Here is a 17,738-nt window from a genome sequence, read left to right as displayed (position 1 = left end):
TGGTAAACCATCGGTCAAATTCCTGGAATGTCCCGGGATAATCAATGCCAGAAACAGGATGAACAGACTCTTCCATGCCTACATACTACATTTTGTGGCCGGTTGAGTAAAGTGCATACCCACTATTTTCAATATCACCCAGTTTTCGACATTCTCTCTCGAGGGCCTCGATTCTCTTCTCCAGTTCGCTCACCTTCTCCATTGTACCTCTCCTTGAGCGTAATCGAATAGTGTTTATTTCGTGCTGTCTCCACTTACCCGTTGAAGCATTTCGAGCGTTTGTTTAACAACGTCATCGATGATGCCGGGGCCGATACCGGCGTGCTGGCAGATATCCCGAAATACACCCATGTCTTTGGCCGCTGTTTTAGCCACATGACTGGCGGTGTTTGGATTCTGAAGCATCTTGTCAACCGTCCCCATGGCGAAACTTGCGCCGCTGCTGTTCATGAGAATTTCCCGGACGGCCTCCGGTTCCATCCCCATGTTATCAGCAATCTCGAAGGCAGAGGCCGCCAGTTTGACATTGGCATACATCAATGCGTTGTTTAGAGCCTTTATGCGGAGTCCACTACCCAGCGGTCCCAAGTGGCGCACCGTACTGCCGTAGGTCAGGAAAATTGGTTTTGCCTGCTCAAAAGCTTGCTTATCGCCACCGACCATGACAGTCAATGACTTTGCCAGAGCTGCTTTCGAACCGCCGCTTACGGGGGCATCGAGCACTCTTACTCCTCGTGGGGCAGCGAGTTTTTCCAGCTCAAAACATGTTGCAGGCACAACAGTGCTATGGATGGCTATAATCCCCCCACTTTTCATGCCGTAAAGAATGCCTTCTCCGCCGTGAATAACAACATCCTTGACGTCATCGTCGCTGAAAACACAGACTCCCACAACGTCGGATTTGCTGCCCAGCTCTTTCAGCGATTGCACGGGGATGGCTGGAGTATTCTTGAATGGTTGAAGCGCTTCTTCTCTTCGGTCCGACAGATAGACTTCATATCCGGCACCCACGATCATCCTGGCCTGGGCACCACCCATATCGCCTAAGCCCACGAATCCCACTTTTGATTTCTTATTCATTTCGGCAGTGCTCTCCTTTCTTCTATTTTGGGAATCAGCATTGACCGGAGGCATGCAAGGAAAACGGTTGAATTTGCAGTAACCTTTCAAAGATTATCCGGGCTGCCTTTTTATCCAGAGGCTGATTATTGTTGCCGCATTTTGGCGATTGGATACAGCTGGGGCAGCCTTCTTCGCAGGGGCATTCTGTGACAAGCTTTCGGGTCTCTTGCCAGAGTTCTCTGGCAAGCTCGAATCCCTTCTCGGCGATCCCAACTCCGCCGGGGTGAGCGTCATAAATGAATATCTGAGGTTTGCCCGTATCGGGGTGGAGGGGAGTGGAAACGCCTCCGATGTCATTGCGGTCGCATAATGCAAAGAGAGGAAGCATGGCAATAGCCGCATGTTCAGCTGCGTGAATCCCGCCAGCGAAGTCGAGCCCCTTTTGATTCAGTTCCTTCTCAATCCCCTTCGGGAGATCGAACCAGAAAGCCACTGTGCGGAATGACTGTGTCGGCAAATCCAGAGGTTCCTCCCCGATGATCTCCTCAGTGTAGACCCGCTTCTTCTTGAATCCGATTACCGTGGTAGAAACTTCCACTTCGCCCGTAAAGATGTTGACTTGACCGATGCTTTTTTCGGCATCAGTCCTGACGATAGTGAGATCGGTCAGTTCTTTTGTCTGAGTGTAGTAGTGGCCGTCCGAGGGTTGGGCGCAGGCGACGCGAGATATAAGATTGAGTTTGGTGATCAGATAGGGCTGGCCTTGATGGAGATGGATCGCTCCGGGGTGAATCTGAAAGAATGCCGTTGCCGATTCTACTGTTTCCAGCATCTGCCCGGTGGTGATATCTACCAGAGAGTAGTTGACTGATGAGGTGGAACGAATGTTGATATCCTGCGCCGGATAGACAACGGAAGCTGCGGGATACCAGCGTTTGCCTTGCATTCGGAGCAGCCTTTCCGATACCAGTTCCCCCCGCGCTCCCGCAAAGTCACCGAAGTATTTGCGATCCGAGTCGCTCAATGGGAATTCCCAGGCAGCGCAGAGAAGATGCGGTTTGAGTATATGCGGATTGGAAGGGGCGATCAGTGCGTGTTCGAACCCCTTTTCGAAAAGGGCGTCCGGGTGGCGCATGATGTACTGGTCCAGTGGGTTATCCGAGCCGACCATGATGCTCAGCGACTGTTCCCCGCTCCGGCCGCTTCTCCCCGCTTGTTGCCAGGTGCTGGCGATGCTCCCGGGATATCCGGTGAGGAGGGTCGCGTCAAGGCGGCCGATATCCACTCCCAGTTCCAGGGCATTGGTGGCGACTACACCCAGGAGCTCACCCTGAAAAAGCCTACGTTCGATCTCCCTGCGATCCTCAGCCAGATATCCGGCGCGATAGGGCTTGATCAGATGGGCCAGTTCGGGACTTCTGGCTGCCAGTTGATTTCTGACATACATGTAGATCAGTTCCACCAGCTTGCGAGTCCGGGCAAAGGCGAGGCTGCGGATGCCTGAAGACATGAGTTCGGTCAGCAGATGCGTGGATTCGCTGCTCGCACTTCTCCGGGTGGTTTTGGCCAGATCGATCAGCGGCGGGTTCCAGAAGACGAACTCCCGTCCGCCAAACGGTCCTCCGTCCTCGGTAATCGCCTCGAAAGGGGAGCCAGTCAGGCTCTCTGCATGCTCTTTCGGGTTGGCGATGGTGGCAGAGCAAAGAACGAACTGAGGGTTTGAGCCATAGTGAGCGCAAATGCGTTTCAGACGGCGGATGACGTTTGCCACGTGGGATCCGAAGACACCTCGATAGACATGGGCCTCATCGATGACGATGTATTTCAATTGGCCAAGGAAGTTCATCCACAAGCGATGATTGGGAAGGATGCTCAGGTGAACCATATCGGGATTAGAGAGCAGAATCTGGGCCGATCTTCGGATTTCTGCCCGGACGTTCGAAGGAGTATCGCCGTCAAAGGTTGCTTTTTTGATCTTCATTTTGACGGCAGAGGTTAGTTCATTGAGGCTTCTGAGTTGATCCTGAGCCAGCGCTTTGGTCGGAAACAGGTAAATCGCTCGTGTGGCTTCCTGTTCCAGGATCGAATTCAAAACTGGAAGATTGTAGCACAGCGTCTTGCCGCTGGCCGATGGCGTTGAGACGATAATGTTTTTGCCCGAAAGGGTCCCTTCTACTGCTGCTGTTTGATGTCGATAGAGAGGGAGAAGGCCCCGCGCCTTCAAGGCGGACTCGAGAGAAGGGTGAAGAGGGAGGACGAGTTGCTCATGCTGAGCTTTACGAGGAGAGATGTGCTCCCGGTGAACGATCTGATCTTCATAAGAGGGGAGGCTTGTCAGGTGGTCGAGAAAGGCTGCCGTATCCATCAGAGAGCATGCAGAATCTCGATCTCATAGTCCAGGATCTCTGCATCTCCTCTGACGGTCTCAATAAACGTTGCCACCTTGGAAAGGACCTCATTCACATAACGTCCGTCGTTGCCTACGCAAACAACGCCCAGCGTCATTAATTGCCAGAGATCGTTGTCATCGACCTCCGCTATGGACACATTAAATTTGTTTTGCACCCGGCTGGTGATCGACTTCAAAACCTGACGTTTGCCCTTGAGCGACCCATTTTCAGGCATATGAAGTTTCAGGCGCAGTACCCCAACATTCATCCAGTCCCTCTGCCATAGTGTTCAGGGTTTCGGGTGGTTTGGTGGGTTTCGACCAAGGCTTCCCAAGGTGATTTAAGAAATCTAACTGCGAGTGTTTCTCATGCTGGTAAAGCACTCATTGCAGTATACCGGTCGATCTCCTCTAGGCTCAAAAGGAACTTCGCATTCAGTTCCACACTGTGCGCACACGGCTTTGTGCTTTTCTCGTGGCCCTTGAAAGCCACCTGAGTTCCCTCGCCTCTTCTCACGCCGACAGTCTGGGCAGCGGCCGGGTTGGTTCAGGAGCCCGCGAGATTCGTAGAATTCCTGTTCCCCTGCAGTAAAAGTGAACTCCTTACTGCAGTCGCGGCACACCAAGGTCTTGTCTTCAAATGCCATCGAACCTGTCCCCCATCGTACTTACTATGCCCATTACACTCCGAGTCGAATGAGCACCTTTAGCGAACATTCTACACCATTGCCTTTCGGAATGCAACACGCACGATTTCTCTTCCAACACAGAATGAGCAGAAGGAAGGATCGATCCAATAACCCGAAGGGCAGGGAACTGAACAAGTAAGTGCCACGGGTTCACCCGTGGGTATCTACTAGTATTGGCACACGTGGCGGATCGTCGATGACAGCCTAGGGGACAGGACGGGTTTGCGCGAGAAGAAGGTGGGTTTTGCGGTTTGTCGCGCCTGGGTGATGCTATTTAGCAGATCACCCGTTCATGCTTCAAACCCCTCAGCACGAACGGGTGATGTTATGCTCTTTCTGCAGTTAGATCTTCTTAGCTAGCCGGTTTGGTTTTCCAGGAGTAGACGGGAACACCGTCAACCTGATACATTTTTCGGAATGTCATAACCAGCGGCATGCCGATTTGGATCTTGGTCACGTCACAGTCGGTCATCTGACCCCAATGCCTTCCGCCCCCTTCGAAATTGATCACGCTAGCGATCACTGGCGGAACATCGGTTGCCTTCATGCCCATGTTATCCATAGTGTAGGTGACCAAGGTGCCTTTCTTATCAGAGAAACGGCAAGGGTCGTAATCATCCTTGGCCTGGCAATAGGCGCATACCCTCTGTACAGGAAATTGTCTTTTGCCGCACTTCTTGCACTGTGAACCATAAAGCGCCAATTCTTGCTTGCTGGTGCGCCACAGGATCACCGCTGAGGGTCTGGTCTCCGGAGGACGGGAACCGCCTTCCATCTGAATAAGCCCTCGCATCTTGGCATAGGCTTCATAGTTCTTGACCATCTTCTTGGTTCCGAGGTACTTCGTGACGCCGCCTTTTCCCTTGTTGTTGGCTATCTCCTCGGTCACCTCGAAGACGAAAGCATCTGCACCGTCTCCATAGCTTACCACCAGCATTTTATCGCCGGATTTGGCTGTCTCCAGAGCTGCCACCAGAGTGATCAGCGTCTGTGCTGCCCCGGTATTTCCCGTCTGCTTGAAGAACGAGTCTTGCAGCTGAGTCTTTGGATCCAGCTTTATTGCCTTTGCCAAGCCTTGAGCACTGCGGGCATCCGGGTTGTATAGAACTGCCTTGGCGATTTGATTGGGCATTAACTGGCAATCCTTCATCACTTTGCCGATGGCCGCAGTCATCGCGATCATATATCCTTTGTCGATGATGAATCGGTCTTCCCATGCCTTGACAAAATGGTCTTCATCTGTCCGCCATACATCCAGCATTTCGCTGTACACGCTATGAGCGCACAGGGGCTTCGCTATCACGCCGGATTTTCCCACCATCACGGCGGCAGCCCCGTCTCCGAACGCCAGCTCGCGCTGTCCCTGGGCGGCTCCAATCCGACAGTCGGCCGCCACCACCAATATCTGTTTGGCTGGGCCGTTCTCAACAGCATCCATTGCTGCCTTTAGAGCCAGCGTGCTTCCTCTCAAAGAGCCTGTATAGTCGGCGGTGAGAGCATCGGAACGCAAGTCTATCGCTTTGGCGATTATGGCCGCGATCTGTTTTTCCTGGTACGGTGAGGTGGTAGTGGCCACAAACACACCGTCAATCTTCTGGCGATCCATATCGCCGATACAATCCAAGCATGCAGCCACACTCATCGTGACGCTATCTTCATCATAATTGGCTACAGCTTTCTCGCCAGGCATTGCACCAGTGCCCCAAGCCTGGCCGATCACAGCTCTATCCATTCGAGTCAGGGGTATATACCCACCAAAGGAAACTATTCCAGCCATTAAACAATCCTCCTTCCAAACTTTGGGGATCGAGATCGATCTAACAAGATACTGCCATCTCGATCCTCCCTATTTTTACAAGTATTAACCATCAAATCGCATGACCGACATGAATTAATTGCCCAGAATCGTCCCGATCGGCAAGGCCTGGGTTGGATAACCACCGCGGCAGTGAGTCATCATCAGCTTCGGATCCTTGTGCTGCCGCTCAGGAAGATTCGCCTTACCCTGAAGCTGCTTGTACTGCTCATATATTTGCCTGAGACCGGTTGCTCCCACCGGGTGCCCGAAGCATTTCAGGCCGCCATCCGCGTTGACCGGTATTCCGCCGCCTTTCAGGTCGAAGAAACCGGCGTCGATATCTTCCTTGACCTTGCCTCGTCCGCTGATGCCGAAGTCCTCCAGAGAGATTGCTTCAGCTATGGTGAAACAGTCATGCATTTCGATGCTGCTGATTTCCTTGCGGGGGTCCTTGATTCCGGCCTCTTTAAAGAGGGTCTGTGCGAAATGATAATCCTCGGGGAAGTGGCTGAAATCATAGTCATCCTTGACTGCGCCATCGCCAGGGCCGATGAGGCACTGAATGGCCTTGATATAGACCGGGTCAGGCCTGAAGTTCTTGGCTAAATCGCCCCGGGTGACGACCACGGCCGCCCCTCCATCGCTTACCGCGCAGCAGTCGAACAGACCCAAAGGCCAAGCCAGGATAGGAGCATTCATCGCCATTTCCAGTGTGATGACTTTCTGGAGGTGGGCTTTGGGGGCTAAAGAACCGGCATAATGGCTCTTTACTGCGATTTTGGCCAGCATTTCCTTTCCGTCCTTGGGAGAGAGGCCATACCTGTGGAAATACGCCAATGCGGCTTGGGCATATAGCCCAGGAACAGCGGTTGGAGGATTGGGTCCCACAACATATGTCTGCGTACCGCCCAATCCCGCATAGCCGGTATCTTTCAACTTCTCAAAACCTACGACCATAACCGTATCGAATATCTTGGCTGCCACGGCATAGCAAGCCATTCTCAGGCCCTCGGTTCCGGTGCCGCAGGCATTCTCCACTTTGCCCACTGGTTTGTATTGAATTTTGAGCGGGTGGGAGACACATGTTGCAAAGGCAACCGTGTTCTGAGTGCAGCCCCAAAAAGCATCGATATCCTTGATCTCTATCCCTGCATCTTGGGAAGCCTCGGTTGCGGCATCGATGACCAGGTCATCCCAGTTACTCTCCCATTTCTCGCCGAAGGGGGTGCAGCCCGCACCAATGATGGCTACTTTATCTTTAATGCTCTCCAAGTATTTGCCTCCTTTCTTTTACTGACCGCGTTTAACTAAGAGTTTCTTGACGGAGGGAATTGGCCCTCCAGACATTCATACGGCACTGGCCACCGTGGTTCAGGGTCGGTAATAACAGTACCGCATATGTGCCACCCCTTGCCGCTAAGCGATGGCACAGCACCTTTGGGTTAATTCCACCAACGCTACTATACCACACCACACATCCGCTGCAACCACATTGCATGACAGCTTCCGGCGACAGATTACCCATCAACCACCGCCCACCTCCAGCTCTGTCAGCGCTACGGAGAAGGGACTTCACTGATCTCCATGCATTAGGCTGGGAGTGCCCGTGTTTACCATGTCTGACCGGCGGCATAATTTTAGGCGGTCTGTGAAAACGGCGTCAACAGGGTTATATTCGGTTTTGGTTGATGTCTCTTGGTTGTTCAGCCTTTGAAGGTACTATTTTACCAGAGCCTGATGAGGAATCTTATAGCGCCCTTGTGTAGTTCCGGGAATTCCCTCGACAATCCTGAAACGGGATTCTCATCAGCGTTCTAGGATTAGCTGCGCCAAAGTGATTTTGCAGAGGGGCTCTCTGCTGCATCAACCGCATGCCAACCTGTGCCTTAGCAGCACGATGACGGTTGTATGGGCGGATGTATATATAAGAGCTTATGTAAGTGGTTTGGGTGAGGTAGCGTCAGTGCCTCTCCCATCTGAGGTTGGTTTCCAGGTGATCAGGCTGCACTGTGTCTGTGCGGCTGGTCTCGTGACCCGTGTGAAGGCAGACGGCGTCAACCAAAACCGAATATAAACCTGTTGACGGGGTTTTCTCAAACCATCTAGACTAAAATCGTGCCAAAATCTGCGTCAAAAAAAGATCTATTGAACAGGGGGTAACGGGGAATATGGCTAAGGGCGAAATCACCATAAACGAGATGATGTGTCAGGGGTGCGGCTATTGTGTTCAATTTTGCCCCAAACACTGTTTGGAGTTTGTGGGAGAAAAGATGAGCAGCCGGGGTTATCTGGTGCCCACGATAGTCAAGCCGGAGGACTGCACTGGTTGTGCAACATGCGGCTGGATGTGTGGCCACATGGCCATCGAGGTCTATAAGTATAAAGACGAAGCAGTCAATAAGTAGAGGTGTATTAAATGGGTGAAAGAATCTGGGCCAACGGAAATCAGGCGGTGGGTTGGGGAGCAGTAAGTGCGGGATGTCTACACTTTTTCGGCTATCCCATCACGCCGCAAAATGAGGTGACCGAATGGTTCGCCGCCGAGCTTCCCAAGCGTGGAGGAAGTTTCGTTCAGGGCGAATCCGAATGGTCGGTGGCGGCTATGGTATACGGGTGCAGCGCATCGGGTGTTCGATGCATAACTTCCACTTCCAGCCCCGGATGGGGATTGATGCAGGAAGTGCTCTCGAACTTTGCTTCGGCCGAAGTTCCGGGTGTCTTTGTAAACATCCAGAGAGGCGGCCCAGGGCAGGGCACTACGCAGCATGCTCAGACGGATTATCTCTCTGTTACCCGGGGCGGACACGGAGGATATAAGAGCTTTGTGCTCGTGCCAAATTCAATTCAGGAGATCTGTGACTACGTCCAATGGGCATTCTATCTTTCGGAGAAGTATCGGGTCTTGGCGATCGTGCTCGCCGACGCCATTATCGGCCAGATGGCCGAGCCCTTGAACATACAGACTCTGGATTTCGGGCCCGTGCCGCCGAAGACATGGGCTACCACTGGGATGTTAGGCACCCGACAGAGGCCTAATCACATTACCCCCGGATGGGTGATCAATCCTTATGTCACCGGATTGGCTGCGTTCCAGGAGAAGTGGAATCGGATGCAATCCGAGGTCAAATTTGAAGCCTTAAAGGTTGACGATGCCGAATTGGTTCTGGTAGCGTTTGGATATCCCTCGCGGGTGTGCATGGATGTTGTGGAGCAGGCACGAAGTGAGGGTCTTAAGGTGGGTATGTTGAGACCTCAGACCGTATGGCCGTTCCCAACCGAGGCAATCCGTAAGAAGGCGTCACAGAAGGGAGTCAAATTCCTGGTCGTGGAAGATAATCTGGGCCAGATGATAGACGATGTAAGGCTGGCCGTTGAGGGAAGAGCCCCCGTGCATCACCTGGGGATAACGGCCCGGCATTTGCCCTCAGGCGCGGGAATGTTAATGCCCACCAGAGTACTTGAAGAGGTGAAGAAGCTGATATGATTAAAGAGAAAGTCTACGGCGTGCCTAAATATGGGGTGGCTTATCCCGGCCTCTTGTGTCCTGGTTGCGGCCACGGCATAGTAAGACACATGATAGCTGAAGTCCTCGAGGAGATGGACCTTGGTGAAAAGGCTATCCACGTGGGTGGAATGGGTTGCACGGGTTATGTCACCTTTACATTGAGGTTGGATCAGATGTCCTGTACTCATGGAACAGGTCCCGCTCTGGCCACAGGCGTCAAGCGCGGACTGAACGGCAAACCCTTTGTATTCACTTATCAGGGCGATGGCGATGCCATGGCCATTGGCGCGGGCGCTCTAATTAACGCTGCCGCTCGAGGCGAGAAGATCACGGTGATCATGGGGAACAACGCCAATTACGGCACAACCGGTGGCCAGATGGCACCGACAACTCTAATCGGCCAGAAGACTACCACTACTCCCATGGGGCGTGATCCGGAGCTTCACGGTTATCCGCAGCGCACCGCAGAGTTGCTGGCCACGATTGAGGGCGTTGCTTATAGCGCCAGGGGGTCGGTGAGCTCTCCGGCCAACTATCAGAAGGTTAAGAAGATGCTGAAGACGGCCTTCCAGAAACAGCTGGATGGCGAAGGCCTCAGTTTTCTCGAAATTCTGGTTGCGTGTCCCACGGACTGGAAGAAGACGCCGGCTGAATCGCTTAAGTGGATTGATGAGGTGCTGACCAAAACCTATCCTTTAGGCGAAATTAAGAACATCAGCCGGAAGAAATAACATTTAGAGGAGTGAGTATTATGGCCAAGAGATATGAGGCCATTTTCGCCGGAACTGGCGGCAGGGGTGTACTAACAGCAGGGCAAATGTTGACCCAGGTGGCGCTCAAGGATTTTCCCCATGTGCTGTATTTCCCGTCTTATGGCACTGAGATGAGGGGAGGAACCAGCGAGTGCACCGTGGTTCTTTCGGAATCGCCGATAGGCTCTCCGGTTCTGACACAGAGCAATGTGCTGGTGATCTTTGATATCACCCAGCTTCAGGCCTTCGAAAACCGGATTAAGCCCGGAGGCTTACTGATCCTCGAGAGCAGCACTTTGGAAAATGGCCAGAATCCAACAACCAGAAAGGATATCAAGACACTCAACGTCCCAGCTCTGAAGATTGCCGGGGAACTGGGCGATATTAGGACGATCAGCCAGGTTCTGCTTGGTGCTTATGTTCAGGCCACCGGTGTAATGCCTGCCGATGTTATCGAGGTTAAACTGAAGGAAAGATTCACCGAGAAGGGTTTGACAAAGGTGATCGATATCAATATTAAGGCCTTCAGAGAGGGATTGAAGGCAGCAAAGGGAGGGAAATAATGAAGAAACCACTGGAAGGATACAGGGTTCTGGACTGGACGATCTGGCAACAGGGACCGGTGGCAACGGTCATGTTGGGGGATCTGGGGGCTGAAGTAATCAAGATTGAAGAGAGAACCGGGGGGGATCCGGCGCGCGGCATGATGAAACTGGCAGGAGCATCCGCTGGTGTGGCTGGCCGCAACTTCTATTTTGAGAACAACAATCGGAACAAAAGAAGCCTGGTGGTGGACCTCCGCAAGAAAGAGGGCAAGGAGATTATCTACAAGCTGGTGGAGAAGTCCGATGTCTTCGTGCAGAATTTCCGGCAGGGAGTAGCCGCTCGACTGGGACTGGATTACGCCACCCTCTCAAAGTACAACCCAAAACTGATTTATGTTTCAGCTTCCGGTTGGGGGCCTGAGGGTCCTGATGCCGAGAAGCCCGCTTTTGACTACACCGGACTGGCCAGGTCAGGCCTCATGAGCATGGCGGGCGAACCCGATATGCCGCCGCTGCTGATTCAAGGTGGAATCGGAGATCAGATGGGCGCGACCGTCACTGCTTATGCCATCGTTACCGCTCTGCTTGCCAGAGAGAGAACCGGAGAGGGCCAGCAAGTCGATACGTCGTTGCTGGGTAGTCTGATATGGCTTCAAGGATTGAACGTTTCCATGCAGCTTCTTCTGGGCGGTAATATGCCGCGCATCACTCGCGCCAAGGCCGGCAATCCGCTTTATAACCACTACAAGTGCAAGGACGGCAAGTTCCTGGCACTGGCGCAATTGCAGCCTGACAAGGTCTGGCCGTCCTTCTGCAAAATACTGGGATTGAGCGATCTGGAGAAGGATCCGCGTTTCTCCAACATGATGGAGAGAGGGAAGAACTGCGCCGCTTTGATCGTTGAGTTGGATAAGGCTTTTGCTTCCAAGGACAGAGAGGAGTGGATCAAACTTCTGGCGCAGGATAAGGAAATTATCGTTGAGTGCGTCGCCACGATCGCTGATGTGGCCAAGGATCCCCAGTCAATTGCCAACAAGTATGTCACCAGCATGGAGCATCCGGTGTGGGGGCCGATCAAAGTGGTCGGACCGCCCATGAAATTCAGCAAATGCGATATCGGACCTCAGAGGGAGGCTCCCGAGTTCGGGCAGCATACCGAGGAGATACTGACGGAGATGCTTGGGTATAGCTGGGACACAGTTTCCAAGATGAAGGATGCCCAGATCATCTAACGTCTGTGCATGAACGGATTGGATACGGCTTTTTCGTCATTATAGATGGCGGGAAAGCCGTTGAGCACGTTTCTTCAGGCAGTCCCCGCGTCAAGGTATCGTCTGTAGAGAAGGCGGGAAAACAATTCGGAGGCCGAGGGAACAGGGTGTAGAATCTTAATTGAAGGACAAGCAATGAGTACTGAGAGACTATCCCGACTAGAGAAACTTTACAGCAACAGATCCGAAAGGGCTGTGAACCTGAGAGGGCAGGGCAGAAAGGTAATTGGCTATTTTTGTGCCTATAATCCTCTTGAGATCATGACGGCGTTGGATATAGTGCCATATCGCATCACCGGCGCTGTTGATGAGCCTATCACCAAAGCTAACGCTTATCTGGAAACCATCATGTGTCCCTTCGTTCGTAGCGCTTTCGATCTGTCGTTAAAGGGGCGGTATGATTTCCTCGATGGGTTGTTGGTGCCCCATACCTGCGATACGGTGCAAAGGATATATGGGATTTGGGACCACTATAATAAACCGTTCTATTCCCATTTCATTGACGTGCCCCATATGCTTCAGCCTTCTTCCTATGGGTTCTTCAAGAACGAACTGATCACCTTCCAGAAGAGCCTTGAGGAGTTGACAGGTAAGAAGCTGACGGCTGAGCGGCTTAAACGCGAGATTGAGCTTCACAACACACAGAGGAAGCTGCTTAGAGATCTGTACCAGTTAAGAAAAGTGGATCCGCCTCTCATTTCCGGGGCGGAGGTTCTCAAGACCCTAATTGTGGCAATGAGCCTTCCACCGGAAGAAGCCAATGATCTCATCAAGGATGTCATCAAAGAGGTCAAGGCAGGCGCGAAGGGTCCGGGTAAAGCCGGGGCCCGTCTGATGATCTATGGGTGTGAGATAGACGATGCCGCCTTCATGAATTTGGTGGAGGGTAGCGGGGCAAATGTGGTCGCGGATGACCTGTGCATCGGCACGCGGTTTTTCTGGGAGGATGTGCCTGTCACCGCCGACCCGCTGGATGGGCTGGCAAAACGGTATATGGAACTGCGATGTCCTCGCACCTACAGGGATAAAGCAACTGGAACCACTCACGAGGAGGACATCAAGAGCAGGTTTGCCTATTTGGGTGATTTTGCTCGTGAGTTTAACGTTAACGGAGTCATTTTGTATATCATCAGGTTCTGCGATACCCATGAACTGGATGCCCCCGATGTCATCGAGTATCTCAAGGGGCTGGGGTTGCCTGTGCTGCACATTGAGGATGACTATAGTGCGACAACCATCGGGCAACTCAGTACCAGGGTGCAAGCGTTCCTGGAGACAATTAGGTAGGAGGTTTCAACATGGCCGAGGGGGAGGCGCCACGGGATAAGACCAGCGCGGTAAAATCGACACAGACTGCTCGCAAAGTGCGAAAAGTCGTCAAGACAATGTATACCGAGGCTCAGGAGGCCAAGGCGGCGGGTAAGCCAGTGGCTTACGGCATGATGGGCTCAATGTATGATGAGATACTGATTGCCATGGACGTGCCTGTCGTTTGGACGGAGAATTACGCAGGACTTTGTGCCACCAAGCAAGACGCCGGGAGATTCTTGGTTAAGGCTGAGAATGAGGGCTACTCGAACGTCATATGCGGCTACGCACGAACCGGCATCGGTTTCGATGCCATGCGGCGTGAGCTGGGGGGGGCAATGCCGGAAAATGCACCTGATGGCGGCATGCCTGTACCTGACATGCTACTGGGCAGCAGTTGTACGTGCGATCCCAGGTTCAAATGGTATCAGGCCTTAGGGCATTATATGGACACCCCGACATACTGTCATGATGTACTGATACCGCCAAGTACTGCGGACCTCAAGGAGGTAGCTCCTTATTACGTTAAGTACCAGGTGGAACAGCTTCAGGGGTTAATTGGCTTTCTGGAGAAGCAAACCGGCAGGAAGTTTGACTACGATAAGTTGAGCCATCATCTGGCCCTTTCCGATAAGACCTACGAAACTTGGTGGGAGATAGATCGGCTGCGCCGTGCTAAACCCGCACCGATGGCTTCTGAGGATCATTTTGCCATCTTCATTCCAGGCGTATTCAGGCTTGGTCACCAGGAGACCCTGGATTTTTACCAGGAACTGTATGCCGAGATAAAAGATAGAGTGGATAAAGGCATCGGGGTTCTGCCGGGCGAAAAGTATCGGTTGCTTTGGGGTGGCGGGCTGCCGCCGTGGCACACCATGTGGATGTTCAATCAGCTTCAGGATATGGGAGCGGTGTTTGCCATAGAGAACGCCTATTTCCAGTGGGAGCCAATTGAGATACCGGTTGGGTTGGAGAATCCGCTTGAGCACCTGGCATGGAGAACGCTGCTCATGCTTACTCTGAACTACGATAAGGCCCGTACGGGCAGTGGCAATCCCACTGTGGAGAGGTTGCTGAGGATGGTGAAAGAGTATGATATCGATGGGATGGTAATGCATGCCACCCGGTCTTGCAGGGCCATGACGGTAGGTCAGATTCATCTGAGTAATCTGGTGAGGGAACATATTAAACTACCCTCGCTTTTGCTCATCAGCGATATCGTTGACCTGAGGGACTATTCGGAAGCCCAGTGGCGCATGCAAATAGACTCATTCATGGAGACCGTTAGAACTCGCAAGAGCAGCAAGGGTTAGCTGAGGGCTCATAACAAAGGTACTGTTATCTGGGGAACAGAGGCCCCACGGGGTGGGGTGTAGCGCGGACCGAATTAGGTGCTGAAAGTGCTGTGAAGGCATGGAGAAGAGAGGCCATCGGGATGCTGTCCCGGTGGCCTCTTCTGATAACTTCTGGTAGAATATAGCGGGAGAATTGGAAGTTAAGAGAAGTGGCGGCGGGGGGGACAGCTTTAGTAGAAATCTATGGCCGAACGAGGCCCAGAAAAGCGAGGTGAAATCAAATGGAGAAGAAGAAGACGGAGAAGCAATTCGTCACTGGATCTGGTCTGCCTGTCAAGGGAATCTATACTCAGGGAGATGTCGCCGATCTGAATGCTGATCGAGATTTTGGTGTTCCAGGCACGTTCCCGTTCCTGCGGGGCGGTTATCCCGGGATGTATCGCTCCCAGCCCTGGCGTATCCGACAGCTCACAGCTTATGGCTCGGTGGAGGACCAGCGTGATCGGGTTCGATATGCCATTAGCCACGGCGATCTGGCTATCACGATGACCGGAGATTTCGCTACCTCTTCTATGTACGATCTGGATGATCAACCCATCGCCGCACGCACCTGCGATGTCGGTTTGGTGGGCGCACCCATTCTTTCACTGGAGGATTGGGAGATCATTCTCGAGGGAATTCCACTGGATAAGGCATATATCGGTGCTCTGGCACCATCGCAGGGCCAGCCCTTCTATTTCGGTTGCTACTTTGCCTTGGCAGAAAAGCAGGGCATTCCGTTGAATAAAATCATGGGAACCGGATTCCAGGATATGTGTACCTGTTATCTGGCCAGTCCCTTTACCGATTCTATTGCGCCGGCCAGCGCTCTGAAGCTTATCGGCGATACCATCGAGTACTGCGTGGAGAACACGCCGCACGTGACCACCGGATCGTTCTCCGGATACAACATCCGGGAATGCGGCATCACCGCCTATCAGGAGATCGCGGTTATGCTGGCCTGCGCCTGCACCTATATTGATGAGGTGTTGAGCCGGGGGAAACTCAAGATCGATGACTTTGCCTATAGCATTGCTGGTGGACACATGTCCTGCGATAGGGATTTCTTCGAAGAGATCGCCAAGTTCAGGATCATGCGGCGTTGCTGGGCCAAGTTGATGAAGAATCGATACGGTGCCCAGAATCCGAAGTCGATGATGTTCAGGATTCACGTCCAGACATCGGGCGCCAGCCTCACCCTCCATCAGCCGATGAACAACGTTGTTCGGGTGGCGTATCAGGTGCTGGCGGCAGCGTTGGGCGGCGTCCAGTCGATGAATTCCGACTGCTATGATGAAGCAGTCAGCGTTCCTTCCGAGGAAGCGGCCCTGCTGGCCATTCGAACCCAGCAGATTGCCCAGCATGAGCTGGGGATCATGAATGTGGCCGACCCGCTGGGCGGATCGTACTATTTGGAGCGACTCAGCAATGATCTGGAAGAGAAGGTGTGGGATTATCTGAAGAAGATCGATGAGCAGGGCGGATTCTTGGCGGCGTTGGAATCGGGATGGTTGCCCAGGGAATTCACGATGGGCATGCTGAATGAGGAAAAGAAGGCCAAGACGGGCGAGAAGAAGATCGTCGGGGTCAACTGTTTCACTATGGACTACGAACCCTTCAAGATCAAAGCCTTCGATACCGGCTCAGGCGTCTGGGAAAAGGAAATGGCCCGGCTTGAGAGACTGCGTCAGCGAAGGGATAAGAAAGCGGTTGAGAAAGCGCTGAGTGATCTGCGCCGGGCGGTTGAGACCGGGCAGAATGTGATGCCCGCTTCCATCGCAGCCGGCAGGGCTTATGTCACCACTGGAGAGATCGGCAGGCTTTGGCGGGAGATATACCCTGTGATTAAGGAACCTATTGCTTCTTTCTGGTAAAAGGCAATTCTGTTGATGGATTAGAGGAGGACGAAGTTGACTGCACAAAAAAAACCGATCAAGGTGTTGATGGCAAAAACCAGTCTGGATGCACACTGGAGAGGGCCGGTGGTGGTATCCTCGGCCCTGCGCGACGCTGGCATGGAAGTGATCTTTGGCGGGCGTATGAGATACGATGAGATCGCCAATACGGCCATCCAGGAAGATGTGGATGTGATCGGGCTCAATATAGGCGGGCGATACGGGCAAATTGAGGATATGATAAAGATACTTCGCGCCAATAAGGCCGACGATAAGCTGATTATTGCCGGCGGCACAGTGCCCGCCGAGAATATACCGATGATGAAGGCGATGGGCGTTGCCGAGGTCTTTCCTCCGGAATCCGATCTCGATGCCATTGTCAAATTTGTTCAGGATAACGTCAAGAAATAGCTGATCATCAGCAATCTTGTTGGGAAGCCGTGCGTTCGGGTGCGCCATCTGGGAGAAACGTCGGCTTCCCGGACGGGCAGTGTTATCCCAAGTCCGGCCGCAGTGGCTAATCACGGTAAATCCAAGATTTGCGGCATAGAGATGAAGGCCGTACCGGAAAGACTTAAGGTTGACCGGTACGGTCTTTTGCATCTTTGTCAAACATCCCAAAGCATCCTCATGGTCCTTAATCAGCGGTGACCAACCGTGATATGCATAGGACATATCCGAACCGAGGGTTATCCGACCGGATTCCTATCGATAGGCACCGAGAAAGACATCTTAGGAATGCTCAACACCGAAAGGGATTCGTATGAAGGGATTTCCGGTACGTCACTCAACTGAACATGCAGGAACGTTCTCATTGCTGATCCTTCCCTGAAAATCGCCGATCCGAGTCGGGGTTCTCGTGGCCTGATCTCCCCCCGTTCCATTTCTGTATCCTCTTTTCATAGCCGCCGACGGTCTGAACATTGGCTGTTGAGCTCAATTCTAGCCTCTTCGTTGATAGGCTTGCTGACACTGCAGGTCGATATCGAGCAGTCATTCCGCTAATACCGCTGTTCTCGGGTTCGTACAGCCTATTGACAATCATGTGGCGTGCGATTTAACCTAAGTGGGTATGCACTTTACTCAACCATATACCATATGTTGTGGATGGCCTCCTACGATCATTTGACGCGGCACGGGGGCACAAGCTATTGCCTGCTCCATCAGGCGGTAGAAGAGTAAACCTCGTG

Annotated in this window: 15 protein-coding genes; 9 read left to right on the top strand and 6 right to left on the bottom strand. The window is 52.8% G+C overall.

All coding sequences use genetic code 11. From position 1 onward, the window contains the following. Window positions 1-234: 234 nt before the first annotated feature. The 6 genes from PHV74_09495 to PHV74_09470 all read right to left on the bottom strand — a co-directional run bounded on the left by PHV74_09495 (window position 235) and on the right by PHV74_09470 (window position 7,210). The gene (locus tag PHV74_09495) at window positions 235-1,134 is read right to left on the bottom strand and encodes an NAD(P)-dependent oxidoreductase (GenBank protein ID MDD5094598.1); all 900 of its coding nucleotides are present in this window, start codon (window positions 1,132-1,134) and stop codon (window positions 235-237) included. After that, the gene (locus PHV74_09490) at window positions 1,115-3,427 is read right to left on the bottom strand and encodes a DEAD/DEAH box helicase (GenBank protein MDD5094597.1); all 2,313 of its coding nucleotides are present in this window, start codon (window positions 3,425-3,427) and stop codon (window positions 1,115-1,117) included. The genes PHV74_09495 and PHV74_09490 overlap by 20 nt, the downstream gene beginning before the upstream one ends. Further along, window positions 3,427-3,720 (bottom strand): DUF503 domain-containing protein, encoded by a 294-nt coding sequence (locus tag PHV74_09485; GenBank protein ID MDD5094596.1) that lies wholly within the window; start codon window positions 3,718-3,720, stop codon window positions 3,427-3,429. Before PHV74_09485 ends, PHV74_09490 begins: the two co-directional genes overlap by 1 nt. An 81-nt stretch (window positions 3,721-3,801) precedes the next feature. Beyond that, on the bottom strand, window positions 3,802-4,098 hold the full coding sequence (locus PHV74_09480) for a zinc-ribbon domain containing protein (protein MDD5094595.1): 297 nt from the start codon (window positions 4,096-4,098) through the stop codon (window positions 3,802-3,804). 394 nt (window positions 4,099-4,492) lie between these two features. Beyond that, on the bottom strand, window positions 4,493-5,917 hold the full coding sequence (locus PHV74_09475; GenBank protein MDD5094594.1) for a 3-oxoacyl-[acyl-carrier-protein] synthase III C-terminal domain-containing protein: 1,425 nt from the start codon (window positions 5,915-5,917) through the stop codon (window positions 4,493-4,495). Window positions 5,918-6,031: 114 nt separating this feature from the next. Continuing rightward, on the bottom strand, window positions 6,032-7,210 hold the full coding sequence (locus PHV74_09470; protein MDD5094593.1) for an acetyl-CoA acetyltransferase: 1,179 nt from the start codon (window positions 7,208-7,210) through the stop codon (window positions 6,032-6,034). A gap of 896 nt (window positions 7,211-8,106) precedes the next feature. On the opposite strand from PHV74_09470, the gene PHV74_09465 reads away from it, so the two are divergent. From PHV74_09465 to PHV74_09425, 9 genes are all read left to right on the top strand, one after another. Next, window positions 8,107-8,343, top strand: coding sequence for a 4Fe-4S binding protein (locus PHV74_09465; GenBank protein MDD5094592.1), 237 nt, complete (start codon window positions 8,107-8,109; stop codon window positions 8,341-8,343). Between the two features lie 11 nt (window positions 8,344-8,354). Beyond that, complete coding sequence (locus tag PHV74_09460) at window positions 8,355-9,422, top strand: transketolase C-terminal domain-containing protein (GenBank protein ID MDD5094591.1); 1,068 nt, start codon at window positions 8,355-8,357, stop codon at window positions 9,420-9,422. Then, a complete protein-coding gene (locus PHV74_09455) occupies window positions 9,419-10,174 on the top strand; it encodes a thiamine pyrophosphate-dependent enzyme (protein ID MDD5094590.1) in 756 nt (251 codons plus the stop codon). The genes PHV74_09460 and PHV74_09455 overlap by 4 nt, the downstream gene beginning before the upstream one ends. 20 nt (window positions 10,175-10,194) lie before the next feature. Beyond that, entirely contained in the window at window positions 10,195-10,758 is a 564-nt protein-coding gene (locus tag PHV74_09450) for a 2-oxoacid:acceptor oxidoreductase family protein (GenBank protein MDD5094589.1), read from the top strand. Beyond that, window positions 10,758-11,972, top strand: a complete 1,215-nt coding sequence (locus tag PHV74_09445) for a CoA transferase (protein ID MDD5094588.1) — start codon at window positions 10,758-10,760, stop codon at window positions 11,970-11,972. Before PHV74_09450 ends, PHV74_09445 begins: the two co-directional genes overlap by 1 nt. A 174-nt stretch (window positions 11,973-12,146) precedes the next feature. Further along, window positions 12,147-13,298, top strand: a complete 1,152-nt coding sequence (locus tag PHV74_09440; protein MDD5094587.1) for a 2-hydroxyacyl-CoA dehydratase family protein — start codon at window positions 12,147-12,149, stop codon at window positions 13,296-13,298. Window positions 13,299-13,309: 11 nt separating this feature from the next. Then, window positions 13,310-14,632 (top strand): 2-hydroxyacyl-CoA dehydratase family protein, encoded by a 1,323-nt coding sequence (locus PHV74_09435; GenBank protein ID MDD5094586.1) that lies wholly within the window; start codon window positions 13,310-13,312, stop codon window positions 14,630-14,632. Window positions 14,633-14,895: 263 nt separating this feature from the next. Further along, window positions 14,896-16,527: a methylmalonyl-CoA mutase family protein gene (locus PHV74_09430; GenBank protein MDD5094585.1), complete on the top strand. Its 1,632-nt coding sequence runs from the start codon at window positions 14,896-14,898 to the stop codon at window positions 16,525-16,527. A 36-nt stretch (window positions 16,528-16,563) separates the two neighbouring features. After that, window positions 16,564-16,959, top strand: a complete 396-nt coding sequence (locus PHV74_09425) for a cobalamin-dependent protein (protein ID MDD5094584.1) — start codon at window positions 16,564-16,566, stop codon at window positions 16,957-16,959. Window positions 16,960-17,738 lie beyond the last annotated feature (779 nt).

The organism is Dehalococcoidia bacterium (assembly GCA_028711995.1).
GTDB lineage: Bacteria > Chloroflexota > Dehalococcoidia > SZUA-161 > SpSt-899 > JAQTRE01.
The sequence above is the reverse complement of the archived record's forward strand: the minus strand, read 5'-3'. Positions and strand labels throughout refer to the sequence as shown.

Excerpts from the sequence above, each read along its gene's own strand:
- PHV74_09480 (MDD5094595.1), bottom strand. The coding sequence starts at position 4,098 with ATGGCATTTGAAGACAAGACCTTGGTGTGCCGCGACTGCAGTAAGGAG.
- PHV74_09435 (MDD5094586.1), top strand. The coding sequence starts at position 13,310 with ATGGCCGAGGGGGAGGCGCCACGGGATAAGACCAGCGCGGTAAAATCG.
- PHV74_09450 (MDD5094589.1), top strand. The coding sequence starts at position 10,195 with ATGGCCAAGAGATATGAGGCCATTTTCGCCGGAACTGGCGGCAGGGGT.
- PHV74_09430 (MDD5094585.1), top strand. The coding sequence starts at position 14,896 with ATGGAGAAGAAGAAGACGGAGAAGCAATTCGTCACTGGATCTGGTCTG.
- PHV74_09485 (MDD5094596.1), bottom strand. The coding sequence starts at position 3,720 with ATGAATGTTGGGGTACTGCGCCTGAAACTTCATATGCCTGAAAATGGG.
- PHV74_09455 (MDD5094590.1), top strand. The coding sequence starts at position 9,419 with ATGATTAAAGAGAAAGTCTACGGCGTGCCTAAATATGGGGTGGCTTAT.
- PHV74_09490 (MDD5094597.1), bottom strand. The coding sequence starts at position 3,427 with ATGGATACGGCAGCCTTTCTCGACCACCTGACAAGCCTCCCCTCTTAT.
- PHV74_09495 (MDD5094598.1), bottom strand. The coding sequence starts at position 1,134 with ATGCCTCCGGTCAATGCTGATTCCCAAAATAGAAGAAAGGAGAGCACT.
- PHV74_09475 (MDD5094594.1), bottom strand. The coding sequence starts at position 5,917 with ATGGCTGGAATAGTTTCCTTTGGTGGGTATATACCCCTGACTCGAATG.
- PHV74_09460 (MDD5094591.1), top strand. The coding sequence starts at position 8,355 with ATGGGTGAAAGAATCTGGGCCAACGGAAATCAGGCGGTGGGTTGGGGA.
- PHV74_09465 (MDD5094592.1), top strand. The coding sequence starts at position 8,107 with ATGGCTAAGGGCGAAATCACCATAAACGAGATGATGTGTCAGGGGTGC.
- PHV74_09440 (MDD5094587.1), top strand. The coding sequence starts at position 12,147 with ATGAGTACTGAGAGACTATCCCGACTAGAGAAACTTTACAGCAACAGA.
- PHV74_09445 (MDD5094588.1), top strand. The coding sequence starts at position 10,758 with ATGAAGAAACCACTGGAAGGATACAGGGTTCTGGACTGGACGATCTGG.